We start from the raw sequence: 23266 nt of genomic DNA, 5'->3' as shown, positions 1-23266 counted from the left end.
TTTGGGTTAGTCACGAACACCCAAAGCAATTTTAGCATAGCGGGACATCTTATCTTTTGACCATGGAGGATTAAACACAATATTAACCTCTGTGTCCTTTACTTCTGGCAGATCGGCAAGGGATGCCTTAACCTGGTCAACGATTGTACCTGCAAGCGGACATCCCATTGAAGTTAACGTCATTGTGACTGTCGCTGTGCCTTCTTCATCCATTTCCACATCATACACTAAGCCAAGATTAACAATATCTACACCCAGCTCAGGGTCAATTACCATTTCAAGGGCACCCATTATGCTATCTTTTAAATCCTGATCCATTTTGTTCACTCCTCATTCGTATAAACTTGGTATTACTACTATCATAACAATGTTACTTCACCTTTTAAAGCAAACGGCTTTCATTGGTCTCATCTATTTCCTAAAGGTATTCTACAAACCAGTCAACTGTGCTTTTTACTCCAAGCAGGCTGACCTTATGTTCTGCCTTTTCGTCCGATATAAATTTCAATTTGTCAGGGCTCATTTTATATAAACCAGTGATCTCCTGATAAAATTGGTGTGTGAAAGAATATGGAACAACCGGGTCCTTTTGACCGTGCCAAAAAAGAAGCGGACGTTCATTAAGCTTTTCGGGCTGCAGAGTTAAATCATACTTCCGAACCTCATTTAACAAGGAGGCTATTTGTTTGTCTGTTAAAGAAAGCTTCACCCCTTGCTTTTCCAAATCATTCAGCTGCCAGCGGGCAAACTTCTCGTAGTAGGGCATTCCCATCAAACTGACGGCGGCTTTAATCCATTCATACTGCGTCAGTGCACCAAGGGTTACGATCCCCCCCATTGATGTACCTGCTGCGCCAATTCGTTCAGCATCAGCTATTCCCTCATTAACAGAATATTCTTTGATGATATTCAAATCTTTGATAGAATTTATAACAACTTCCCAAAAGCGGCTGTTCAACTCGCTTTTTTGATACTCGCTGCTTCTCTCGCCGTGATGCAGGGCCTCAGGCAGCATCACTCTAAATCCTTTTTCAGCCAGCAAATAAGCGTAGTGCAGGTTATTTTCTTTCGCACTTCCAAACCCATGTAAAAAAAGTACTAGCGGAAGCTTTTCAGAAAATTGGTCTTGTTTTGCAATGTGAAGAACGGGAATATGTTCAATAAGCTTATTTTCAACGACAATCAACTTTTTATCCTCCAGACACTATTTAAATGCTTGAAAATATGTTTTTCTCAACAAGTTAGTTAAAATGGTTATCATAGTGTAATAACAGGTTCCTTTTTTATTCGCTCTGTTAGCTGTTGATTTTCGTTCCAAGTGTATGCCTTCCGCTGGCAACACTGCTAAAAATCTACATCTTCTTTAACAGAACCTTTTATAATATATAAGGAATTTCTGTTGGGCATTTTAGAGTTACTGCTTTTTTTATATAAATGAGTCTATCATGCATATCGCTTACTAACCTAAAGTTTAACACTTTAAATTCGAAAATTTTCTAGAAGAGGGAGTATTTATGGCTGAGAAACATTTAATTGCATTAGATTTAGATGGCACTTTATTAACAGACGAAAAGACCATCTCAGAAACCAATAAGCGTGTAATCAAAAAAGCGCGCGAAGAAGGCCATATCGTGATGATCGCAACCGGCCGCCCATTTCGTTCAAGTGAAATGTATTACCACCAGCTTGGATTGGATACACCAATTGTCAACTTTAACGGAGCCTTTATGCACCATCCGCTTGACGAGAAATTCGGAGTTCACCACTCTCCGTTAGATATCAAAGTTGCTAAGGATATTGTAGAGGCTCTTGAGGATTACAAATTCCATAATATAATTGCTGAAGTAATTGATGATGTCTATTTTCATTATCATGATGAAAAGCTTCTTGATATTTTTAATATGGGCCAGCCGAATGTTACTACGGGCGATTTGAGGAGGTTTTTGCAAGAATCCCCAACAAGTATGCTTATTCATTCAGATGAGGATGATGTAAAAAAAATCCGTCAGCATTTATCAGCTGTTCATGCTGAAGTAATTGACCATCGCCGGTGGGCAGCACCTTGGCATGTCGTTGAAATCGTAAAGTTCGGATTAAATAAAGCGGTCGGCCTTAAGCGGGCATCTGATTACTTTCAAATTCCTCAAGACAGGATTATAGCTTTCGGAGACGAGGATAATGACCTGGATATGCTTGAATATGCAGGCAGGGGAATCGCAATGGGAAATGCACTTGCTGAAGTGAAAAATATTGCCAACGATCAAACTTTAACGAATGAAGAAGATGGTATAGCGGTTTATTTAAATGATTTTCTAAATTTAAAAGCACTCTAAGCTTTATCCGAAAACATGGGTCACTGCTTCTTCGATGTTTTCTCGTTTTTCTGTGTTGTTTCGTTTTCTGATGCACATACTACGAGTGAGACAGTTCCACTGTTTCAAAATCAAGCTCGATCTGGAGGGATTCATGTGGGTAAACGCAATAAGTCGAAACGTTTTGTTCAGTATGGAGTAGATACAGTTTCCAAACATGATAAACGTATCCCTTACCACACGACCTACGCAGAGGCAGAAGCAAGAAAATTGGCTGATATGGAAAGATCCTCGTTAGGAGGGGTTTAAAGATGGGCAACAGACTGTTTCAGGAAGCTAGAAGGTCTGTAGAGCTTGCAAAACAAGCCCCAGCTGAATACCAGCATAGAGCAGTAGCTACTGCAGAGAATGCCCTTTCCTCAGCCTATGCCAATACGACGCGTGCCGAGCAAGAGCAGCTTCGACACTACCAAAACGAGCTTGATACATTGAAATAAGCAAGCAAAAAGGACAGCTCTCTATGGCTGTCCTTTTTGCCTTCCTGATGGATCTCAATAGAACTTCTCTAATACAACTGGACATGTATGAATCATTTCCCCATCCTGCCCGGCCTTTTCATATAGGTGAAGGACTAAGGTTCCGTTCGAAGGAAGTCTGCTTTCTTTTATACTGATGCTTAGAGATAAATCTGACCATTGAGGATATTTTGTCTTCGTTTTGACCACTGTCTCAGCAATAAGTTCATTGTGTCCGTCCTCGACTGTGTAGAATAATTTGCCCCCTAACGGTCTAACCCGGCCGGTAACTTGATAATTCCCCTGTTCCCCTTTTACTATTAGGTTTTTATATATCTGGATTTCTCCTGGGATAAGGAATGTCGATCGGCTTGTAAGCTTTTGATTATCACTAATCGCTTTACCATCGACCTTGGTTGCTTTTAGTTTTGCAACCACCTGATATTCACCCGGCTTCATATCTGTCCCGGTTGATTGAAAATTCCATTCCTCAGTCCAGGATACTGTCTGGTTTGGGGCGAGTGTTATCTTTTGAAGTGCCTGACTAAACATTTTATCAGCGGAATACCTAAAGACCGTCTCGCCCCCCTTATCATTAACCAAAATTTCATATTTCTGTGAGCTTGGAAAAACAAAAGTAAGCGGATCTTCACCCTCGTTAGTCAGGGCTAATTCAAAGTCAATGCGGTCGGGCAGCACAACAGGCTCTGCAAAAAACGTGAATTCTTGCTGATCTCTATCTTCTTGTACTGCCGCTAACCCTGGGCTTTGAAAAAATATAAGCAGCATTAGGAAAGAGTATATAGCCAAACTTCTCATTAAAATTCACCTCCAGTATCCCTATTCGCGCCGAAAGAATCCGAAAATGCCTGTGGTTTGAACAATGTTTGTGAACGCGGTCGGATCCACTTCTTTAATAATCCTTTCAAGGTCAAATAATTCATATCGGGTGACTACGATAATCATCATTTCCTTCGGTTCATTCGTAAAAGCACCCTTGGCTGGCAAAGTTGTTATCCCTCGAACCAAGCGATCATGAATAGCTTTTTTTAGTTCCTCCGACTTCTTTGTAACAATCATCGCCGTCAACTTCTCATGGCGTGTGTGAATTGCATCGATCACCCTTGTGGATACATAAAGCTGTACAAGAGTATAAAGAGCTTTCTCCCAGCCGTATAAGAAACCAGCCGTTACTATAATGATGGCATTTAAGGCGAAGAAATATGTACCAACAGGTTTATCTTTCATTCTGGATAACACCATGGCGACAATATCCATTCCGCCAGTCGAGGCTCCCCATTTTAGGGTGAACCCTACCCCAATTGCTGCTATGACGCCCCCGAAGACGGTATTTAACAGAATATCATCAGATACCTTTTGAATTGGGATTACTTCAAGGAAGAACGACATTAACACTACACTAATGAAGCTGTATAGCGTAAAGGATTTGCCGACCTTTTTCCAGCCCAATATCGTAACTGGAATATTTAACAATAGCAGCAAGATCCCAGTTGAAATGTTAAATGGAGCAAATTCCCCCAGAATACTTGAAATTAATTGGGCAAAGCCCGTAAATCCGCTTGCATACACATTTGCAGGTATTAAGAAATAATTTAGTGCGACAGCATTTAACAATGCTCCGATTAATACTACAATCAATTTCTTTGTTTCTAACCAGATCATCAAAATCCCCCTCATATCTATTACCATGTTCTCATACCCAATTGTGGGCCATAACAGTACTAGGAATTGTATTTTTTTAATGAAACCGATAAACTTATATCATATATGTCTGAAAGCAGGTGAACGGAAATATGTCAGTCAAAATTCTTTCTGACAGTGCAAGTGATTTACCTCTAAGTTTCTTCAAAAATAACAATGTTACTCTTTTTCCTTTAAAAGTTCAGCTACATGAAAAAGAATACGAGGATCTGAAAACGATTCAGCCTGATGAGGTGTATGCAGCCATTCGAGAAGGCCAGCATCCAAAAACCTCACAGGTTTCTCCTGCTGCATTCGAAGAAGCTTTTACTGAAATGGCGAAAAACAAAGAAGATGGAATTTATATAGCTTTCTCCTCTAAGTTATCAGGAACATATCAAACCGCTGTTATGATGCTTGAACAGGTTAAAGAAAAATTCCCTGAGTTCTCCCTAACGATTGTAGACACTAAGTGTGCTTCACTTGGGCAGGGGCTTATCGTAATGGAGGCTGCTCGTCTGGCAAAAGAAAATGTTTCAAAAGAAGAGATTCTAAAAGATATTAACTTTCGAGCTGAAGCGATGGAACATTTATTTTCAGTTGATGACCTTGACTATCTGGCAAAAGGTGGCCGTGTATCAAAAGCCTCTGCTTTCTTAGGAGGACTTTTAAACATTAAACCGCTGCTTAATGTCGAAGATGGAAAATTAGTTCCCATTGAGAAAATTCGCGGCAGGAAGAAATTACTTCGCCGAGTCATTGAAGTAATGAAAGAACGCGGTACCGATTTGGGAATGCAGACTGTGGGAATCAGCCATGCTGATGACATGGCCACTGCACTCGAGATTAAAAAAATGATTGAACAGGAATTTGGCACAAAAACTGTAGAGATCACATCAATAGGAGCTGCTGTTGGCTCCCATACCGGACCCGGCACGTTTGCTATTTTCTTTCTAAACAAAACTTTCTAGTTACATACTCCTTTCTGTTAAGGTAAAGCTAAAGCTGTACACTCTTACTTAACTGAAAGGGGTTTTTTCAATGCCACATACTTCTGACAATGATAAAAAGGCTCAAGATCATAATGCAATGCGACACGAAAAGAATATGCTTCGCGAAAAAAACCGCAAAGCTGGTAAAAAGCAATTTTCAAAGAAAACAGACCACCTGTAATACGTCTCTTCAAGGGAAACATGAGTGGAGCCTCTTAACCGAAATGATCAAGCATGCCGTTCATTTGTGATTCTGTTTGGACTTGATTGGCGGGCTATGACTGACGCGAGTCCGAATGCCGGGCTTATTCGGACAGCGCAGGATGGAATTGGCTCGGACGAGTCCGAATGCGGGCTTATTCGGACAGCACAGGATGGAATTGGCTCGGACGAGTCCGAATGCTTGGCTTATTCGGACAGCACAGGATGGAATTGGCTCGGACGAGTCCGAATGCTTGGCTTATTCGGACAGCACAGGATGGAATTGGCTCGGACGAGTCCGAATGCAGGACTTATTCGGACAGCACAGGATGGAATTGGCTCGGACGAGTCCGAATGCCGGGCTTATTCGGACAGCACAGGATGGAATTGGCTCGGACGAGTCCGAATGCAGGACTTATTCGGACAGCACAGGATGGAATTGGCTCGGACGAGTCCGAATGCCGGGCTTATTCGGACAGCGCAGGATGGAATTGGCTCGGACGAGTCCGAATGCAGGACTTATTCGGACAGCGCAAGATGGAATTGGCTCGGACGAGTCCGATTGCCGGACTTATTCGGACAGCACAGGCTGGAATTGGCTCGGACGAGTCCGAATGCCGGGCTTATTCGGACAGCACAGGATGGAATTGGCTCGGACGAGTCCGAATGCAAAGGACTGTAGTTAAGTTTGCAGAGCTGCGGAGAATGTTATACCTTCCTATAACTAAAAAAGTAGAGCGGGCTTTATAGCCTGCTCTACTTTTCTTCTTTAATATAGGTCCAGCCATCTTTTTGGTAAACCCGACCTTCTTTCATCAGCCTGCCGAGAGCCCTTTTAAATGAGCCCTTGCTCATATTGAAGCGTACTTGTATATCCTCCGCCATGCTTTTGTCACCATAGGGCATTGCCCCATTTCTCATTTCCAAATAGGCAATAAGTTTTTCCGTATCTTCGTCAAGTGACTCTTGTTTACGAGGCAGCATGGAGATGTTGACAGTCCCATCTTCTTTTATATCAATGATTCTGCCCTCTATCTTTTCGCCAAGCCGCGGTTCAGTTTTGCGCTGTGATTCATGTATAAAGCCTTTGAAGCCATCAACCGTTGAAACCCAGCTTCCCACTTTAGCAGTTCTGTAGATATAGCCATGAACGTTTTTGTTAAAATCCTCACGCCTTGCTTCACGGGAAATTTCCTGAATAACTTGATCGCTCGCCATTCGGGCATATATCAAGTTATTGCGATTGACTCTCAATGTAATAAACAACATGTCCCCTTTTTCTGGCCAAACCGACCTTAAAGCGGGCAGATCTTCCTCTCCGAGTAAAATATCTTTGCTAATTCCTATATCAAGGAAAACGCCGATTCCATCGTTCACGTCTACAACTGGAACCCATTCATATTTTCCGACAGTTACGGCTGGCATAGTAGTGGTTGCTGACAGCCTTCCTTGGGAATCCACATATAAAAAGGCTGTTACTTTATCGCCCTCCTGAAATTCCTGGTCAGTCTCATTTTTATGAAGTAAGACATCTTCCTCCCCATCTGTTAAAAAGTAGCCGAAATCAACGATCCTTGCTACATCCAATTCAATAATTTGTCCTGTGTATTGTTCTAGAGACATTGCCTACCTCCTGAGAATCTTATTTCTTTACTTCTAAGTTTTAAAGCTGCTTCAAAAGGATTGTTGTTTACGAATAACTGTCTACGTTTTACTAATTTAGATGTCTGAGCAAATTTTAGTAGAACCTCTAACATATACACTATTACTATTTGTATTAGTTTTCATATTAAGTATTAAATGCAATAAGTTTACGAACAGAGCCTTTATGAAAAGTTGTTTGAACTGCTATATTTTACTATAATATAAAGATAAAGTGAAACGATCTCGAATATTGAGGATAAAATTTCGGTCAGTTGCACTTATTGTACTTGAATTACTAATTGGAGGTCCTGTTTTTATGTCAAAAGAAAGTTCATTTGATATTGTATCAAAAGTTGATTTTTCTGAAGTAACTAATGCAATAAGCCTAACAATGAAAGAAATTCAAAATCGCTACGATTTCAAGGGCAGCAAAAGTGAGGTCACACTTGATAAAGAAGATCTTGTCCTCGTTTCTGATGATGAGTTCAAGATGGATCAATTAAAGGATGTATTGCTAGGAAAAATGATAAAAAGAGGAATCCCAATTAAAAACCTAGATTACAGCAAAATTGAACGAGCTTCAGGCGGTACGATCAGACAACGAGCTAAGCTAGTACAGGGAATTGACAAAGAAAATGCTAAAAAAATCAACACGATAATAAAAAATAGCGGAGTTAAGGTGAAGAGCCAGGTTCAAGACGATCAGGTGCGTGTAACCGGCAAGAACCGTGATGATCTTCAGCAAATCATAGCTGCTGTAAGAGAAGCAGATCTATCGATTGATGTTCAGTTTGTAAACTATCGTTAAAAAGCTAAATAAGCATGCAGAGGATCTCTATAAGGGATCCTTTTTTAATTGAAAAATTCCTCACTATCACCTTTTTAGTATGCTGCACATGCTGAAGGCCATCCTCTTTATCACTATCTTAAGGGAATCTTCATAGATAATCCCCACAGTGACCAGCCGTCTTATTCTGGGTAGGCTGCACTTTTTCATACTTATCGTCGCTTGAAAGCCTTTGGGGTCCCCTTGGTTTTGCAGTCCCCATTACATCGATTTTACACCCTTTGAAATAGCCCATGTACAAGAAGATGTGATTAACTGTTTCCAGAGCCTAGACCTAGCTCTCGATATACCAGCTCGCTCAACGTGAACGAGATTTTTTTAATAAAATAGGAAATCTTAGCCCCCCGAAAAATTTACCATGTTTTTTCTCAAGCAATTAATGGAATTAAATAATTAAAGTCTAAACTAATGTTAGGAGTGAAGATTAATGACAAGTGAAAATAAGAAAGGCTTCCCCGCTCAGCATCAAGATCACCAGCCGGGTACCGAGGATGAGATGCATCCGGAACCAATTTCGGTAGATGAAAATTATAAAGGATCAGGAAAACTGAAAAATAAGGTTGCTTTAATCACTGGAGGAGACAGTGGTATCGGCAAATCAATTGCCATCTATTATGCTAAAGAAGGCGCCAATGTTGCGATTGTTTACCTAAATGAAAATAAAGATGCCGAGGAGACTAAACAGCTGGTCGAAGCAGAGGGCCAAAAATGCCTTCTGTTATCTGGTGACATTGGCAGCGAAGCCTTTTGTAAGGATGTCGTAGAGCAAACACTTAATGAATTTGATAAAATCGATATTCTTGTGAATAACGCAGCTGAACAGCATCCACAAAACAGCTTGCTGGATATCTCGGCAGAGCAAATGGAAAAAACATTCCGGACAAATGTATTTTCGATTTTCCATTTAACAAAGGCTGTCCTTCCCCATCTAAAAGAAGGAAGCACGATTATAAACACATCTTCTATCACTGCTTATAAGGGAAATGAAATGCTAATTGACTATTCCTCCACTAAAGGAGCTATCGTTTCTTTCACAAGATCCCTTGCTATGTCACTTTCAGGAAATGGGATCCGGGTAAACAGTGTGGCACCGGGACCAATATGGACACCTTTAATTCCATCGACTTTTTCTGCTGACAAGGTTTCCAAATTTGGAACCAATTCACCAATGGGCCGTGCTGGCCAGCCATACGAACTCGCCCCCGCCTATGTCTACCTGGCTAGCGATGACTCTTCATATGTCAGCGGTCAAACCATACATGTTAACGGGGGAACGATTTTAAATGGCTAAAATTATTGATCCTCTGATGCTGATTCAGATTAGCTTATAAATGGGAAATAGAAAAAAGGCAAAGCCACAGCTTTGCCTTTTTTTCTTTCCACTTCAACCCACTCGAACAGTAAATCTTACCTATTCATTTTCCTCGGAGTTTTTACGTTTTGCTCTTTTCCACAATAAATAAATGAATCCGAAAAATGCGGCATAAACTGTACCCATGACTACTAGATAGGGAATGTTTAAACCCGTTCTTTCTGCCAGCACATAAATTTCGGATTCTTCACGATCAAGAACAAGCAGATACTCTTCCCCGTTGCTTCTAATCAGGTCATTGGCAAGGAGGCCCCGCAATTCCATCTCTCCCTCCAAGTGCTCAGAGGTCAATGTCACAGAATGAGTTTCAGTTGTGTTATTAATGGCAATAACAGTTGTTTCATCCTCGTAGACACGTTTATATACAGCCATCCCATTGGCTTCATAAAGCAATTCCATCGTTCCTCTTGTTAGGGAAGGCAGATCCGCGCGCAATTCTCCAAGCTTGGTTATGTGATCAACCAATTCTTTATCTGTGCGGAAGTCCATCAGTCTTCTGTTTTCCGGCGCTTCTCCGCCATCAAGTGCGATTTCACTTCCATAATAAACGGCTGGTATACCAGGCGTCGTATACAGGTAAGTAAGGGCAAGCTTCCAGCGCGCACCAGGATGCTGGTTGTTATTAATAGCATCCCGCGTAAAACGAACTGTGTCATGGTTATCCATGAAGGACATCATTAGATAAGGATCTTTATAGACAGATTCGTTTTGCTCAGAAACTGAAAATAGCATGTCCAAGGGCTGGCCTGGCTGAGCAAAGGCTGTCCGTAAAGGCTCCATTAGAGGGTAATTTAGAAATCCATCAATTTCAGTTTGATTATACTGAGCAATCTCTGCTGGCTCGTTGGATGGTACCTCTCCTAGAAGGTAAAAATCTTCTTTCATACTTTTAACTTCATGTGTAAATTCGGTCCAAAAATCGGCTGGTACATGATTGACTGAATCGAGCCGGTAGCCATCGATATTTGTCTCCGAAATCCACCATTTGGCAGCTTCCATTAAATAATCCCGCACCTCTGGATTATCATGGTTTAGATCTGGCAAACCTTCAAGCTGTTCCTGGTCACCTTGATTCGCTGAAAGACTATCTTCATGGAACCAGTCTTCTTTCGCAGGGTCGTTAACCCATTCATGCTCAGGAGATACAGAGTTGGCGACAAAGTCTAATATAATCTTGATATCTCGGTTATGCGCCTCTTCCACAAGCTGTTTGAACGTCTCAATTGAACCAAAGTGTTCTTCTGTTTTGTAATAATCGGTTACCCAGTAGCCATGATAGCCCATTGATGAATTATCAAAAATTGGCGTCAGCAAGATTGAAGTAAACCCCATATCCTTTATATAATCGAGCTGATCAATGATTCCCTGGAAGTCCCCACCCTGAAAAGCAGTCGGGTCCTTAGTGTTAACTTCGAAATTATTGCTGAAATCCCCATTATTAAATCGGTCAACCATCAAGAGATAAACCGTTTCATCCTGCAATTTCCGCTCTTCTTTTTCTGCCGCTCCCACAGGAATGCCTGTTAAAAGAAAAACAGCAGCAATGAGAGTTGAAAGCATTCCTTTTTTCATTTCTGCAGCTCCTTCAGAACACAAGCAAAGACACTGCAGCCTTTTGCTTGTTAGATTTATTTACTATTTGATTATCTTTTAAGGTACTCCCAGTCAAACCCGACATGCACCAAAAAAAGAGCATCAAAAAGAGGGCTAAGGTATATTTAATACTAGTCATAGCCACTCCTTATAATATCTCTTTTTCACCCAAAAAGCACCCCCCTAAGAAGAATAGTGGAGTGCCGCCTGGCTAATCAGTAATATTAATATTGTAATCTTTAAACCAGATATGTGTCTGCACTAAATATGCCAGCAGCTGAGGCCCCGTCATTAACTGGCCAAACCATGGTGTTTTAAATGCTGCACCTTCCGAGTCCATAATTGCACGAAGCTGATTCTTATCAAAAAACTCATGCAAAGCACTATGTGAATCTTGGAGACATTCATTTAAAAGCTGCAGAACCGCCTCGGTGTATTGTGGATGATGAGTTTTCGGATATGGACTCTTCTTACGGTATAAAACCTCATCGGGCAAAAGACCTTCAAGCGATTTTCTCAGAATTCCTTTTTCACGCCCTTTATACATTTTCATCTCCCAAGGGATATTCCATGCATACTCAACAAGCCGATGATCTGCAAACGGAACCCTAACCTCCAAACTGGCCCTCATACTCATCCTGTCCTTACGATCTAGCAACGTCGTCATAAACCAGGTTTGATTTAGATAAAATATTTCTCTCCTCCTAGCCTCTGCAGCACTCTCTCCTTCAAGGGCAGGGGTTTCCGCAACTGTCTGATTATACTTTTCCATAACATAGTCATCGAGTTTAAGCTTATCTGACCAATGATCCCGCAATAGCCCCTGCCTTTCTTTTGTTGAGCGCATCCAGGGAAAACCGCTTCTATTTAGATCATCTTCACGGTGAAACCATGGGTACCCGCCAAATATTTCATCAGCACATTCGCCGGACAAGCTGACTGTAAAGTCCTTTTTAACTTCTTTACAAAACCATAAGAGAGATGAGTCTATATCAGCCATTCCCGGTAAGTCTCTTGCGTGGACCGCTTCCTTTAGGTACTCAGCAAGCTGCTGCTGGGTAATGACACTGAAATTGTGGGCCGTATTAAAGGATTCCTGCATCTTATTAATCCAGGGCAAATCTGAATTAGGCTGAAATTCACTTTCCTTAAAATACTTTTCATTTTCTTCATACTCTATTGAGTAAGTATGAAATTTTCCTTTGCCTTCCTTTAAGTATTCATTAGCCGCAATCGCGGTAATTGCACTTGAATCAAGACCTCCTGATAAGAATGTACACAGCGGCACATCTGAAACAAGCTGTCTTGTCACTGCATCTCTTACTAAAAAGCCAACCTTTTCAGCAGTTTCTTCAATGGTGTCAGTATGTTTCTCACTTTTTACATTCCAGTAGCGCCATGTTTTCAGTCCATTCTTTGAAAAATTAAGGGCATGGCCTGGCCTTAGCTCTTTAATCCCTTTAAACACACCCGAACCGGGGGAACGCGAAGGACCAAGAGCGAAAACTTCGGAAAGTCCCTCTCTAGTTAGTTCAGCTTTCATATCAGGGTGTGCCAATAATGCCTTTAATTCTGAAGCGAAGATAAGGCCTGCTCCCAGCTCACTGTAAAATAAAGGCTTCACCCCAAGACGATCCCGGCCAATAAACAATTGCTCCTTTTGCTCATCCCAGACTGCGAATGCGAATATTCCGTTTAGATGCTCCAAACAGCTTTCCCCCCATTCAATATAGGAAGTCAGCAAAACTTCTGTATCGGAATGGCCTTCAAATGAATATCCTTTTAATAACAGGGTTTTTCTTAGATCTTCAGTATTATAAAGTTCGCCGTTATAGCAGATCGTATAGTGGTTGGAGCTTTTCTCCCTAGTCATAGGCTGTATTCCGCCTTCTGGGTCTACAACAATTAAGCGTTTATGGCCTAACGCGATGTTATGGCGGACCCATAAATTTGTATCGTCTGGGCCCCTAAATGCTAGTGTATCTGCCATTTTGGCTACTGTTTTTTGTTCATTTCTTAGGTCCCTTTTATAATTAACCCAACCGGTTATCCCGCACATTTTACTCATCCTTTCTGCTAAAAAGCGCTCAGTCTTTTTAAAACATATTTTCAACATATGCGAGTTCTGCATATATGGTTAATCGTCTATTTCCAGGGATGCCCAGTTATAAATTCTGATGAAACTGTCTAAAAAGGATGGTGAGGCATTTATTTTCGGAGGTAACTATGAATCAACAGCAACGTTCACAACTTTTAGAATCTCAGCTTCGTGCTTTTACTGAAGGTTCAATAGAAAACATTAATGAACAATGGGTATTTTTTGATGATGAAACAGAAGAAGCTCTCTTGCTTGATGACTATATACACCAGGAGATCGAGGTTTACCGTCATAACCGCTGGAAGAAGGGACTGCTTCTTAAAGAGGGAAAGATACAAACCGGGGCAAGTCTTATTGACCTAACAAATAATGATCCTGTTCGCATACGCAAGCAGCTTGTCTATTCGTTAGAGCGGTTGTTAGAAGAACTAAATGAGGATGCGTTTTTACACTTTATAACAACACTGAACAGCCTGCAATTCTCGATTTATGATTGCATTTACTGTTATAATCACTTAACCTTCCTTGCTCAAAGTGAAGGAAAAAGCGGCGTTAATTTTATTATGTTTGATAACCAGGAAGAGATCGCGAATGTTCAGCATCACTTTGATTATTTTGACCAGCAAAATGACCGATTTGAATTTACGTTAAGCTCTGGAAGACGGACACTGATTGAAAGAATATCCTGAATCTGCCTCACTATAAAATAGATAAAGAAGTCTGCCTATCAAGGGCAGACTTCTCTGTTTAAAATATATATCCCTGTCCAAACTCAGTTGGACTAACTGGCTTTTGAATATAAAATCCCTGTGCATAATGGCACTTTAACTCTTTTAATATATCAATTTGCTGCTTGGATTCTACTCCCTCAGCCACTACCTTTACATCAAGCCCCTGACCCATTGTGATGATAGCCCGGACAATGGCGATGTCGGATGGTTCTTGGTGCAGGTTATTAATGAAGGATTGATCAATTTTTAAAGTGTTGATGGGCAGGTGCTTCAAATAACTTAGTGATGAGTACCCCGTACCAAAATCATCAATTGACACTCTAACACCTAATTTTTGCAGGGATTTAATAACCGAAATACTATAATTAATATTTCTAAGCATTGTCCTCTCCGTAAGCTCCAGAGTTAAATACCTTGGGTCAAGCTGGCACTCTTCCAGAGCTGTTTTTACTGCATATACAAAATTAGGCTGCTGAAATTGGCTAGCTGCCACATTAACAGCAATTTGCAATTTCCCAAGGCCCTTTTTATGCCATTTCTTTGTCTGCCTGCAGGCTGTTTTGATTACCCATTGGCTAATGGGTTCAATTAGCCCTGTTTCTTCGGCTAACGGGATGAACTGATTGGGCGAGACAAGACCAAGTTTAGGATGATTCCAGCGGATTAGTGCTTCTCCTCCTGAAATTTGTCCAGTTTGCAGATCTATTAATGGCTGATAACACAGAAAGAATTCATTTTTCTGCAAAGCCTTTCGTAAACAACTTTCGAGTTCAAGCCTAATCATCGCTTCTCCGTTCATTTCGGTTGAAAAGAAGGTAATCCGATTACCGCCCTGCTGTTTTGACCGATTCATCGCAACATCCGCATTCTTTAATAATATATTTTCTTCTGCCCCGTCTTCTGGAAAAAGGCTGATCCCCAGACTTGCAGTTACGGAAAATTCCTTAGTTTCATAGACAATAGGCTTAGAGATCTCCTTAAGGATTCCTTTAGCAGCATTCATAGTTTCATCAAGGCTCACTTTCTTTTCAACCAAGATGATAAACTTATCCCCGCTAAATCTCCCCATAAATGTATCAGATCCTATGACTGACTTTATCCTTCCAGCTATTCCTTTAAGAATGAAGTCACCCGCATAATGGCCGAGGCTGTCGTTTATAAATTTAAAGCGGTCCAAGTCTAAAATTAAAACGGCTAGCTTTGAGTTTGTGATTCTAGCCTTGCGCACTCGTTCTTCCAGTCTCTCCATAAAGTTCATCCGGTTCGGCAGGCCTGTCTCATGGTCGTAATATGCCAACTGGATAATCTTTTCTTCCTTTTCTTTTTGGTCGTTGATATTCCTTCCAATTCCATATGTTCCAATTATCTGTTCTTCTACTATAATAGGCATCTTTTTTACTTGATACAGCTGCGCCCCTGTCTTCCCTTTAATTTCAAGGCTGTATGTTTGTTCAGCCCCTTTTAAGGCTGCTTCAAAAAGGGAATTTAACCGGGGCTTATCTTTAGAATTGAAGTAACTCACTGAGGTCTTTCCAAGTGCTTCTCGTTCTGTACACTCAAAGGTTTTAAGAAAAGCTGGATTCACGCTTGTTAATCGTCCTTCTAGATCAGTAGAATAAACAAAGTCTGTATTATTTTTAAAAAATGCTTGGAAATAATCACGGCTCTGTTTTTCAATAGAGCCATTGAATGGTAGGTCGCCTTCATATTTGCAGGAAGTTTTAGTGGCCATGATTTTCTCCAAATCTAGTATTTCTCCAATATCCCTGCTCTTAAAATACCATATTTTTCTTCCTCTAAATATTACAATTAAAAGAACAATTCAGGCACATTCATAAAATATACTAGTCACGGAAACTAGGACAGCCCGGTCCTTTTTTAAAAGAGGGCTTAACAGAGCCCTAAAAGAAAAAAGCTGCCTAAATGCGGCAGCTAATGCTAATTAAAACCAATCAAATCCTAATGGAAGGCTAAAACCTAGATAAAGTACAAGGACCAGGGCAATGGCGAACTGAATCCATAAAACGGATGCATTCTCATTCCGGCTTGTACGGGCGAGGATAATTTCAAATAGGGCAATTATCCAAAGCCCAACAGCGCTCTTTAAAATATAAAGCATGCTAATGGTGGTTAGATCGAAAAGCATCATAATTCCTGTTAATAGAATCAAAATGTAGAGCACTCTAAGTATCATTTGAACTATTTTGGCACCTTTGGCATTTCCGCCTTTTTGCAGCCCCAGGGCAACGAAAAATAGAATCAGCGCTAAAAGCCAGGCCGTAATATGGGCATGTGTCATCTGCATGTCCTCCTTATGTAAATTCTAAGTTATCATACCATATTCTCGGTAAAATGCATAAAATTCACCTATAATGACACATAATTTTATAATCTTTAATAGCCAACTTTATTGATCAATGTTCCAACTTTTTCAACTGTTATTTTAATTTCATCCCCGGATTTAAGATAACGTGGTGGATTGAAACCCTTGCCAACACCAGCAGGCGTCCCAGTTGCTATAATATCCCCAGCCTCAAGAGTCATACCCTTTGATAAGATAGATATAATCTCTTCAATTGGAAAAATAAACTGTTCTGTATTCGCATTTTGTCTGATTTCTCCGTTAACCGCCGTTTGTATATTCAACTGATTTGGATTTTTAACCACCGAAGAGTGAACAACCCATGGCCCAATTGGACAGGATGTATCAAGACTTTTCCCGATAAAAAACTGCTTATGCTTCGCCTGCAGGTCTCTTGCTGTTATATCGTTCACAATCGTATAGCCAAACACATAATCCAGTGCTTCTTCCTTCGAGATCCTCCGGCCTTTTTTCCCAATGATAACCGCAAGTTCACCTTCATAATCGAGCTCGCTGGTTACTTCGTGATGCGGCAAGATGGTTTGATTATGCCCAATAACTGAAGTCGGTGCCTTTGTGAAGACCATTATGTGTTCAGGTATATCGTCTTTGCTTCCCATCTCAATCGCATGTTCAGCATAATTCTTCCCCACACAGAAAATATTTTTAGCTGGCCTTGGGATTGGTGACTCTAATTCAACTGACTGAATCGGAAGATAATATTGATTTTCATCCGACTGCAAGTCTGCCCATTCTGCTAACGACTTTGCTTTATCCAGAAAAGCGTTTCCTTGGGAAATGCAGCCAAGCAAGGTATCAGGGATTTGATTTTCACCGTTTCGCTTTAGGTCTGTACGTCCCAACGGTAGTACCATATTGTCATCATTGCTTACTAGCCCTACAAATGAGCCCAATTGATCATTTGCTGTTACAAACTTCATACTCTCCACCTCTTTTTCTTCTATCACTTCCTTTTTTCGATACCAACCGTGTATATTCCTGTGTCCATCGAGATAAAATCTGTTCAATTCTGAGCCTCCGAACTATTTTTGAAACGTTTCAATAAATTGAATCAGCGCAGGGCCAAGCAACACGATAAACAAGCTGGGAAATATAAATAGTACAAGTGGAAAAAGCATTTTTATCGGTGCCTTCATAGCCGCTTCTTCTGCTCGCTGTTTTCTCTGTTCACGGACCTCATTTGATTGGACTCTTAAAACAAGAACCATGCCGATACCGAGCTTTTCGGCCTGTAAAATACTTCCAATGAAAGCGCGTACTTCATCAACACTTAAACGGTCCCTTATTCCTGATAAAGCCTCCCGCCTAGTTTTTCCAAGTCTCATTTCTTCTAGGCAGCGGTGAAATTCACTCGCAATCACTCCGCCTTTTTTCGATACCACTTTGTTGACGGCCGCATCAAAACCTAGCCCAGCCTCCAGGCTGACTGTCAGCAGGTCTAGGACGTCTGGCAGCTCCCGCAATGCATGATGATTTCTTGTTTTCATTTTTTGTTGTAAATAAAAATTAGGAAGCACAATTGCAACGACAATTCCTGTGATTATAAAAATCATTTTGGGACCGGCACCCACACCCAGAACCCAAGCATACCCGCCAAACGCGAGCGGAAGAGTGAAAAGAAGAGCGATTTGCAGCAGACGAAAGTCTACTGGCGTAATCCCAAACGGGCTGCCGGCCATCTGTAATTTTTTTTCTAGCTTTGCTTCTTTTTCCCCCGGCATTCTCCTTTTAAAACTTCTTTTAAAATCACTCCATATCGGCAAAATAAGCCGCCTAAATAATGATGGATGACTTTCCGCATCTCTGCCTGGAAGTTTCCCGTCCTTTCTGCCAGTTATGAAAGCTTCCATGCGCTGCTCAACATGCTGATTTTTTTCAGCTTTGCTTAATAATAGCCCGTATGAAAAAAGACTAATAAATAAAAAGAAGGTGAGGTACATCATGGCTGTTTACACCTCAATAGTCGTTATTTTTTTTATCAGCACTAAGCCGATCATCCCTGAAACAACTGCTGCAACCAAAAGTCCAATTCCGATTGGATGGCGGAACAGGGTACCAATATAATCTGGCTCAATTACATACAGGATAAAGGCCAAAACTATGGGCAATAACCCGATCACAATTCCTGACATTCTCCCTTGAGCTGTTAATGTCTTAATCTGCCTTTGGATTCTGGTCCGGTCACGAATCGTTTCGACGATTTTATCCAATACTGTCGCAAGGTTGCCGCCAACCTGTCTTTGAATTAAAATAGCCTGGATCATAAGGTCTAGATCCTCGCTAGGCATCCTTTCGTAAAGTTCAAGCAGAGATTCCTCAAGAGAACTTCCGTACTGCATTTCCTTCAAAAGGCGTTCAACTTCTTCCTTCACTGGGGACTGTGCTTCCTCCCCGACGGTTTTGAGGGCCTGCGGGAAACTGAAGCCTGCTCTGAGTGACCCTACAATAGTAGTAATCATATCTGGGAGGCTCTCATTAAATTTAACAAGCCTATCATGCTGTTTTTTCTTGATGTACCACTTGGGAATCCAGAGGCCTAGTAAGGCTCCAACTCCGACGAAAAGCCAGTTATCGGTCACTAGCCCAAATATACCACCCGTAAATCCAATACTGATCCATTGAAACAGAATATATTCTTCGGGCTTTAATGGGAGGCCGGAGCGAGCAATCGATACCTCGAGCTTATTATTCTTTTCTTTTGTAAGGACACTTTTTCGGATTCCATTCTTGGCAAGCTTCAGCTGATAAAAAACATTTAGCTGCTTGTTAGTAAGTTTTGTTTCGGGCGAAGTTAAGTACCTTTTCATTCTGTTCTCAATTCTTTTATCCGATCTGAGCAAAGTCCCAAATATAAAGGAAAACAAGAAAAAGCAAGTCAGCAAAAAAAAGACTAGAATAATATAAATCATCATGTCCATACCTCTGCTTCAATAAAGACGCTGGCTGGTATATGTATGTTTGATGCTTCAAATCTGTCATAAAATTTCGGCCTAACTCCTGTTGGCAATAATCTGCCAATGATTTTCCCTTCAGGAGTCATTCCATCCTGACTAAAAGAAAAAATATCTTGCAGAACGATTACATCACCTTCCATCCCTTGTACTTCGGTGATATTCACAATTTTGCGGGAACCATCCTTTAAACGGGTCTGCTGTATAATAAGGTCAATTGCACCGGAGATTTGCTCACGAATGGCTTTAACCGGAAGCTCAACCCCCGCAAGGAGAACCATGGTTTCAAGACGGGAAATCATGTCTCTCGGGCTATTTGAGTGACCGGTAGCAAGTGACCCATCGTGTCCTGTATTCATTGCCTGAAGCATATCTAGCGCTTCAGCTCCTCGGACTTCGCCAATCACAACCCGATCTGGCCTCATTCTCAAAGAATTTCTTACCAAGTCCCGAATTGTAATAGCTCCTTTTCCTTCAATATTAGGAGGACGTGACTCCAACGAGACAACATGATCTTGGCCCAGCTGAAGTTCTGCAGCATCCTCAATCGTTACGATCCGCTCATCTTCTGGTATAAAGTTTGATAAGACATTAAGTGTCGTCGTTTTTCCTGAACCTGTCCCACCACTGACAAATATATTTAGCCTTGCCTTGACACAGGCATCCAGAAAGATAGCCATTTCGCTTGTCAGGGTACCAAAGTTAACCAAATCTTCAATCTGAAATGGTTCTTTGGAAAATTTCCTGATTGTAATCGTTGGACCCTTCAAAGCCAACGGAGGGATAATTGCATTTACCCGCGATCCATCAGGAAGCCGCGCGTCAACCATCGGTGAGCTTTCATCGATTCTTCTCCCTATAGGTGCAACAATTTTTTCAATAACGCTCATAACATGCTCATTATCACGAAACTGTATGGCTGTCAGCACAAGCTTCCCTTTGCGTTCGCAATATACCTGATCAGGACCATTTACCATGACCTCGGAAACATCTTCATCCAGGAGAAGGGGGTTGATCGGACCGAATCCCGTTAAGTCATTGGCAAGCTCCTCAATAACTTTTTTTCGGTCAATATGTCCTCTAAAGGTCTCATTTTCCTTTATAATTTCGAGAGCCATGCTATCCAGCTGTTTTATGATCTCTTCTACATTGTCTTCCTTAAGCTCCGTTAAGATTTTTTTATGGAGCAGGTTTTTCAGTTCTTGGTGCTTATCATTCTTTTTCGGTGTATTTGCCTTTTTTAGCTCTGGCTTGATATTTTCTCTGAATGCCGTTCTGATATCACCATCTTTGACCTGAACAGGCTGGCTTTGCTGTGGTTTCCCAGGATTTGGTGATTCAGCTGACTGCTGATTTTTCTCCTGTATTCTGCTTAATAAACTCATACAAGCCGCCCTCCCTTCCTTCGTTTTCTCGGAAGTAATTTTGATAAGAAGGAAGATGAATTGTTAGTTGCCGGCACACTTATCTCTCTCCTTGTGCTTATCCGTTCAGCCATTTTAAATACAGCTTTCGCAACCTCTGATTTTCCTTGATTGATAACAAAAGGAATTCCGATATTAAGAGATTGAGAGCAGATTTGAAAATCGTTCGGGATATATATTGGCTCCTCTTCATTTAGAATTGCAGCTGCATCAGATGCTAATATGACACTTTGCATAGTCGATCGGTTAATAATGACTTTCACCTTTTCTCTCAACCCTAGAACCGAAAAGGTTTCTAACATTAGTTTCGTATTTTTTAAAGTTGCCATCTCAAGATTTGTCACGAGAAGTACCTGGTCTGCTTTTTCAATAAAATTAAGAGTGTTATCACTAAGCCCCACACTAGTGTCAACCAGCACGTAATCATATAAAGAAGCCATCAGATCTAAGATTAGGTTCGTATGCTCTTTTGTAACAAGGTCGGCGAATTCAGGCCGCTCAGGAGCTGCCAAAACCTTCACACCGCTTTCATGGCTGCTGATATAGCCTTGTAATCCATAGGGGTCAAGATTCTCAATTCCTTCTACCACTTCTTTGACGGTAAAAGCTGACTGCAGGTCTAAAGCAAGGCTGACGTCCCCAAATTGATAGTCTCCGTCCAATACACCCACGGACCGATTGTTTTTATAAAACGCAGCAGCTGTATTAACAGTCAGCGTCGTCCGACCCACGCCGCCCTTTGCACTGCAGACCGCTATAATTTCTCCTCGTTTCGGCGGATCTTGTCCAACTGCAGTTTGAGTTCGTTCCTGGCTCGCCATTACATTCACCTTCCCTATTGTTACAAATAATTATAATGCTGCTTCCTGTTCTGACTGCATTTCGGCGGTACTGCTCTCTGCTGGCGGACGCTGCTGCAGAATAAAGTGAATGCTTCCTTCCTGGCTTGAGTTTACCAGTTTGACAGAGTCACCTGGTGTTAATTCCAGCGTAACCGAGCTGTATTCTGCATATAACTCTTCTTTATCTTCAGGAGCTATAAGCTTCCTGCCGACAGCCAGAACCCTCACCTTTTCCAACAGGATGACAGACGATGCAGCCGTTTCATTTTTCTCATCCTTTTTGAGCTTTGTAAAAATAACATCAACCTCGTCTTCCGGTTCAATCAAATTCGAAACTGACTGAGTGAAGTTGACTCCCACTGATACGGCACGAAACCCTTCCCTAACCTTTCGCGAAACAAAAATTGTCTCGGATTTCTCGGATACGAGGCGATGAAGCATTACTGGCTCTCCTTCGATGATATCTGCCGTTGCGATCATTCCTGCGGCCTCATCTATGGTTTTAGCCGTTCCGGTGTGCACAGACTTTTCCGGTAACTGCTGCATTTCTAGTTTTTCTGCAGGGATCCGTTCATTTTTGCTGATTTGCTCTTTCGCGATGACTACTCCAATAGTGCTTTCAGCCGTTACGGTTTCTGCTGCATCGTACGACTTCATATACTGAAAGAATAATACCGTTGTAATAGCCCCCATAATAAGAGCTAGCAATAGGACTACTTTTGTCCGCACTTTTCTTCACCTACCTTGCTAATCGGATGCTGTAAGCACCTCTTAGAACGCTGCCGTCTTCTTGATAACCGGTTCCCGTCTTCTTAATGAACATCCCTTTTATGGATGTATCATTATGGCTCATCGGGTCTGTGATGTAAAAATACGCAAACCCGGTGATTTGGATTGATTTTAACTGGTTGCTGTCCTGCAGATAAGGCTTGTAGACAGGAATTAGAATTACTCGGGAGCATTCGCGGTCAATCGCCTGTTCATAAGTGAGTGAACATCCATTTATGCGTTCCTGAATGGAACTCCTAGTCTTGTCAGCTATGTTTCCGGTCTGTGTATCAATCACATCGTTTACCCTCAGTTCATCCTTATACCCAAACCGCAGATTATCTTCATAGGTATTTGCCCCTGGAACACCTAAAGCCAAAATACCAAAATTCCCTGTGTCAACGTCAGATGAGTCTACCTTTAATTGATAAGGCGTGTAATATTCGAGTGTGATCCGTTCATCAATTCCTAGAGGTGCAGCGCCTGCTGCTCTGCCCATTGCATTTAGTTCTGCTGATGCATCAGCGGGCACATTAATCGTGTCAAACCCAAATAGCCGCATAAAGTTTAGTGAGATCGGTTTAGAAAGACTAACCTCTACTCTTTTCTCCATTTCTATCCCCAAGCTTTGAAGGGAATCAGCTTCTCCATGGGAGGCCAGTATATCGTTGACAACAACCGTAACCTTTGCCTCTTGATTAGTGAGCTCCTGTGCCCCGGATAAAACTGCTGCATTCGCTGTTTTCTGCAGGTGGCTTTTCGTCATATAAATTAAGCTGCCGTCAAGTGCAAGTCCAGCCATTCCCATCAAACACATTAATGCCAGCGAGAACAAGAGCAGCACATTTCCTTGTTGACGGTTTAGCAGTTTTTTTACAATTCGGCTCAATTC

General features: G+C 41.4%; 25 protein-coding genes. 9 read left to right on the top strand and 16 right to left on the bottom strand.

Translation table 11 applies throughout. From position 1 onward, the window contains the following. Nucleotides 1-6 precede the first annotated feature (6 nt). A complete protein-coding gene (locus HRJ06_RS06765; RefSeq protein WP_174730809.1) occupies nt 7-318 on the bottom strand; it encodes a metal-sulfur cluster assembly factor in 312 nt (103 codons plus the stop codon). Nucleotides 319-418: 100 nt separating this feature from the next. Then, nucleotides 419-1186, bottom strand: coding sequence for a prolyl oligopeptidase family serine peptidase (locus tag HRJ06_RS06760; RefSeq protein WP_174730805.1), 768 nt, complete (start codon nt 1184-1186; stop codon nt 419-421). A gap of 328 nt (nt 1187-1514) precedes the next feature. Here HRJ06_RS06760 and HRJ06_RS06755 point away from each other — a divergent pair, with 328 nt between their 5' ends. The 3 genes from HRJ06_RS06755 to HRJ06_RS06745 all read left to right on the top strand — a co-directional run bounded on the left by HRJ06_RS06755 (nt 1515) and on the right by HRJ06_RS06745 (nt 2809). Further along, nucleotides 1515-2333, top strand: coding sequence for a Cof-type HAD-IIB family hydrolase (locus HRJ06_RS06755; RefSeq protein WP_174730801.1), 819 nt, complete (start codon nt 1515-1517; stop codon nt 2331-2333). Nucleotides 2334-2468: 135 nt separating this feature from the next. Then, entirely contained in the window at nt 2469-2621 is a 153-nt protein-coding gene (locus HRJ06_RS06750) for a hypothetical protein (protein ID WP_174730798.1), read from the top strand. A 2-nt stretch (nt 2622-2623) separates the two neighbouring features. Beyond that, nucleotides 2624-2809 (top strand): DUF3813 domain-containing protein, encoded by a 186-nt coding sequence (locus HRJ06_RS06745; protein ID WP_174730796.1) that lies wholly within the window; start codon nt 2624-2626, stop codon nt 2807-2809. Nucleotides 2810-2863: 54 nt separating this feature from the next. Here HRJ06_RS06745 and HRJ06_RS06740 read toward each other — a convergent pair whose 3' ends face one another. Further along, nucleotides 2864-3646: a BsuPI-related putative proteinase inhibitor gene (locus HRJ06_RS06740; RefSeq protein ID WP_174730793.1), complete on the bottom strand. Its 783-nt coding sequence runs from the start codon at nt 3644-3646 to the stop codon at nt 2864-2866. 21 nt (nt 3647-3667) lie between these two features. After that, nucleotides 3668-4510, bottom strand: coding sequence for a YitT family protein (locus tag HRJ06_RS06735; protein WP_174730790.1), 843 nt, complete (start codon nt 4508-4510; stop codon nt 3668-3670). A 131-nt stretch (nt 4511-4641) separates the two neighbouring features. Between HRJ06_RS06735 and HRJ06_RS06730 the strand changes: the two genes are divergently transcribed. The 3 genes from HRJ06_RS06730 to HRJ06_RS06720 all read left to right on the top strand — a co-directional run bounded on the left by HRJ06_RS06730 (nt 4642) and on the right by HRJ06_RS06720 (nt 6403). Next, the gene (locus tag HRJ06_RS06730) at nt 4642-5499 is read left to right on the top strand and encodes a DegV family protein (protein WP_174730787.1); all 858 of its coding nucleotides are present in this window, start codon (nt 4642-4644) and stop codon (nt 5497-5499) included. Between the two features lie 70 nt (nt 5500-5569). Continuing rightward, entirely contained in the window at nt 5570-5701 is a 132-nt protein-coding gene (locus tag HRJ06_RS06725; protein ID WP_174730784.1) for a DUF3941 domain-containing protein, read from the top strand. Between the two features lie 24 nt (nt 5702-5725). Beyond that, entirely contained in the window at nt 5726-6403 is a 678-nt protein-coding gene (locus tag HRJ06_RS06720; protein ID WP_174730781.1) for a hypothetical protein, read from the top strand. 74 nt (nt 6404-6477) lie between these two features. Here HRJ06_RS06720 and HRJ06_RS06715 read toward each other — a convergent pair whose 3' ends face one another. After that, nucleotides 6478-7344 (bottom strand): CvfB family protein, encoded by an 867-nt coding sequence (locus HRJ06_RS06715; protein ID WP_174730778.1) that lies wholly within the window; start codon nt 7342-7344, stop codon nt 6478-6480. A 337-nt stretch (nt 7345-7681) separates the two neighbouring features. Between HRJ06_RS06715 and HRJ06_RS06710 the strand changes: the two genes are divergently transcribed. Beyond that, entirely contained in the window at nt 7682-8173 is a 492-nt protein-coding gene (locus tag HRJ06_RS06710) for a YajQ family cyclic di-GMP-binding protein (RefSeq protein ID WP_174730775.1), read from the top strand. A gap of 466 nt (nt 8174-8639) precedes the next feature. After that, on the top strand, nt 8640-9503 hold the full coding sequence (locus HRJ06_RS06705; protein WP_174730771.1) for an SDR family oxidoreductase: 864 nt from the start codon (nt 8640-8642) through the stop codon (nt 9501-9503). Between the two features lie 120 nt (nt 9504-9623). Here HRJ06_RS06705 and HRJ06_RS06700 read toward each other — a convergent pair whose 3' ends face one another. Beyond that, complete coding sequence (locus HRJ06_RS06700; protein WP_174730768.1) at nt 9624-11156, bottom strand: alpha-amylase family glycosyl hydrolase; 1533 nt, start codon at nt 11154-11156, stop codon at nt 9624-9626. Between the two features lie 232 nt (nt 11157-11388). After that, nucleotides 11389-13236 carry an asparagine synthase (glutamine-hydrolyzing) gene (gene asnB / locus HRJ06_RS06695; RefSeq protein ID WP_174730767.1) on the bottom strand — a complete coding sequence of 616 codons (1848 nt, stop codon included), beginning with the start codon at nt 13234-13236 and terminating at the stop codon, nt 11389-11391. A gap of 167 nt (nt 13237-13403) precedes the next feature. Between asnB and HRJ06_RS06690 the strand changes: the two genes are divergently transcribed. Further along, entirely contained in the window at nt 13404-13964 is a 561-nt protein-coding gene (locus tag HRJ06_RS06690) for a DUF2777 domain-containing protein (protein WP_174730764.1), read from the top strand. A 58-nt stretch (nt 13965-14022) separates the two neighbouring features. Here HRJ06_RS06690 and HRJ06_RS06685 read toward each other — a convergent pair whose 3' ends face one another. From HRJ06_RS06685 to HRJ06_RS06645, 9 genes are all read right to left on the bottom strand, one after another. Beyond that, a complete protein-coding gene (locus HRJ06_RS06685; protein ID WP_174730761.1) occupies nt 14023-15738 on the bottom strand; it encodes a sensor domain-containing protein in 1716 nt (571 codons plus the stop codon). A 210-nt stretch (nt 15739-15948) separates the two neighbouring features. Further along, complete coding sequence (locus HRJ06_RS06680; protein ID WP_174730758.1) at nt 15949-16305, bottom strand: YisL family protein; 357 nt, start codon at nt 16303-16305, stop codon at nt 15949-15951. A gap of 95 nt (nt 16306-16400) precedes the next feature. Then, nucleotides 16401-17309, bottom strand: coding sequence for a fumarylacetoacetate hydrolase family protein (locus HRJ06_RS06675; protein ID WP_174731164.1), 909 nt, complete (start codon nt 17307-17309; stop codon nt 16401-16403). A gap of 102 nt (nt 17310-17411) precedes the next feature. Further along, nucleotides 17412-18332, bottom strand: coding sequence for a type II secretion system F family protein (locus tag HRJ06_RS06670; protein WP_174730755.1), 921 nt, complete (start codon nt 18330-18332; stop codon nt 17412-17414). Nucleotides 18333-18338: 6 nt separating this feature from the next. Beyond that, nucleotides 18339-19196, bottom strand: coding sequence for a type II secretion system F family protein (locus tag HRJ06_RS06665; protein WP_242035149.1), 858 nt, complete (start codon nt 19194-19196; stop codon nt 18339-18341). A gap of 101 nt (nt 19197-19297) precedes the next feature. Then, nucleotides 19298-20725, bottom strand: coding sequence for a TadA family conjugal transfer-associated ATPase (locus HRJ06_RS06660; RefSeq protein WP_174730752.1), 1428 nt, complete (start codon nt 20723-20725; stop codon nt 19298-19300). Beyond that, the gene (locus HRJ06_RS06655) at nt 20722-21585 is read right to left on the bottom strand and encodes a CpaE/TadZ family protein (RefSeq protein WP_174730749.1); all 864 of its coding nucleotides are present in this window, start codon (nt 21583-21585) and stop codon (nt 20722-20724) included. Before HRJ06_RS06655 ends, HRJ06_RS06660 begins: the two co-directional genes overlap by 4 nt. A 30-nt stretch (nt 21586-21615) precedes the next feature. Next, on the bottom strand, nt 21616-22335 hold the full coding sequence (gene cpaB, locus HRJ06_RS06650; protein WP_174730747.1) for a Flp pilus assembly protein CpaB: 720 nt from the start codon (nt 22333-22335) through the stop codon (nt 21616-21618). Between the two features lie 10 nt (nt 22336-22345). Then, on the bottom strand, nt 22346-23263 hold the full coding sequence (locus HRJ06_RS06645) for a pilus assembly protein TadG-related protein (protein WP_242035148.1): 918 nt from the start codon (nt 23261-23263) through the stop codon (nt 22346-22348). Nucleotides 23264-23266 lie beyond the last annotated feature (3 nt).

It is taken from the genome of Mesobacillus harenae (genome assembly GCF_013343715.1).
GTDB classification, from domain to species: domain Bacteria; phylum Bacillota; class Bacilli; order Bacillales; family Cytobacillaceae; genus Mesobacillus_A; species Mesobacillus_A harenae.
The sequence above is the reverse complement of the archived record's forward strand: the minus strand, read 5'-3'. Positions and strand labels throughout refer to the sequence as shown.

What these genes read in the sequence shown, in the direction of transcription:
- HRJ06_RS06765 (WP_174730809.1), bottom strand. Translation starts at nt 318, where the DNA reads ATGGATCAGGATTTAAAAGATAGCATAATGGGTGCCCTTGAAATGGTA.
- HRJ06_RS06755 (WP_174730801.1), top strand. Translation starts at nt 1,515, where the DNA reads ATGGCTGAGAAACATTTAATTGCATTAGATTTAGATGGCACTTTATTA.
- HRJ06_RS06745 (WP_174730796.1), top strand. Translation starts at nt 2,624, where the DNA reads ATGGGCAACAGACTGTTTCAGGAAGCTAGAAGGTCTGTAGAGCTTGCA.
- HRJ06_RS06740 (WP_174730793.1), bottom strand. Translation starts at nt 3,646, where the DNA reads ATGAGAAGTTTGGCTATATACTCTTTCCTAATGCTGCTTATATTTTTT.
- HRJ06_RS06735 (WP_174730790.1), bottom strand. Translation starts at nt 4,510, where the DNA reads ATGATCTGGTTAGAAACAAAGAAATTGATTGTAGTATTAATCGGAGCA.
- HRJ06_RS06730 (WP_174730787.1), top strand. Translation starts at nt 4,642, where the DNA reads ATGTCAGTCAAAATTCTTTCTGACAGTGCAAGTGATTTACCTCTAAGT.
- HRJ06_RS06725 (WP_174730784.1), top strand. Translation starts at nt 5,570, where the DNA reads ATGCCACATACTTCTGACAATGATAAAAAGGCTCAAGATCATAATGCA.
- HRJ06_RS06715 (WP_174730778.1), bottom strand. Translation starts at nt 7,344, where the DNA reads ATGTCTCTAGAACAATACACAGGACAAATTATTGAATTGGATGTAGCA.
- HRJ06_RS06710 (WP_174730775.1), top strand. Translation starts at nt 7,682, where the DNA reads ATGTCAAAAGAAAGTTCATTTGATATTGTATCAAAAGTTGATTTTTCT.
- HRJ06_RS06705 (WP_174730771.1), top strand. Translation starts at nt 8,640, where the DNA reads ATGACAAGTGAAAATAAGAAAGGCTTCCCCGCTCAGCATCAAGATCAC.
- HRJ06_RS06700 (WP_174730768.1), bottom strand. Translation starts at nt 11,156, where the DNA reads ATGAAAAAAGGAATGCTTTCAACTCTCATTGCTGCTGTTTTTCTTTTA.
- asnB (WP_174730767.1), bottom strand. Translation starts at nt 13,236, where the DNA reads ATGTGCGGGATAACCGGTTGGGTTAATTATAAAAGGGACCTAAGAAAT.
- HRJ06_RS06690 (WP_174730764.1), top strand. Translation starts at nt 13,404, where the DNA reads ATGAATCAACAGCAACGTTCACAACTTTTAGAATCTCAGCTTCGTGCT.
- HRJ06_RS06685 (WP_174730761.1), bottom strand. Translation starts at nt 15,738, where the DNA reads ATGGCCACTAAAACTTCCTGCAAATATGAAGGCGACCTACCATTCAAT.
- HRJ06_RS06680 (WP_174730758.1), bottom strand. Translation starts at nt 16,305, where the DNA reads ATGACACATGCCCATATTACGGCCTGGCTTTTAGCGCTGATTCTATTT.
- HRJ06_RS06675 (WP_174731164.1), bottom strand. Translation starts at nt 17,309, where the DNA reads ATGAAGTTTGTAACAGCAAATGATCAATTGGGCTCATTTGTAGGGCTA.
- HRJ06_RS06670 (WP_174730755.1), bottom strand. Translation starts at nt 18,332, where the DNA reads ATGATGTACCTCACCTTCTTTTTATTTATTAGTCTTTTTTCATACGGG.
- HRJ06_RS06665 (WP_242035149.1), bottom strand. Translation starts at nt 19,196, where the DNA reads ATGAAAAGGTACTTAACTTCGCCCGAAACAAAACTTACTAACAAGCAG.
- HRJ06_RS06660 (WP_174730752.1), bottom strand. Translation starts at nt 20,725, where the DNA reads ATGAGTTTATTAAGCAGAATACAGGAGAAAAATCAGCAGTCAGCTGAA.
- HRJ06_RS06655 (WP_174730749.1), bottom strand. Translation starts at nt 21,585, where the DNA reads ATGGCGAGCCAGGAACGAACTCAAACTGCAGTTGGACAAGATCCGCCG.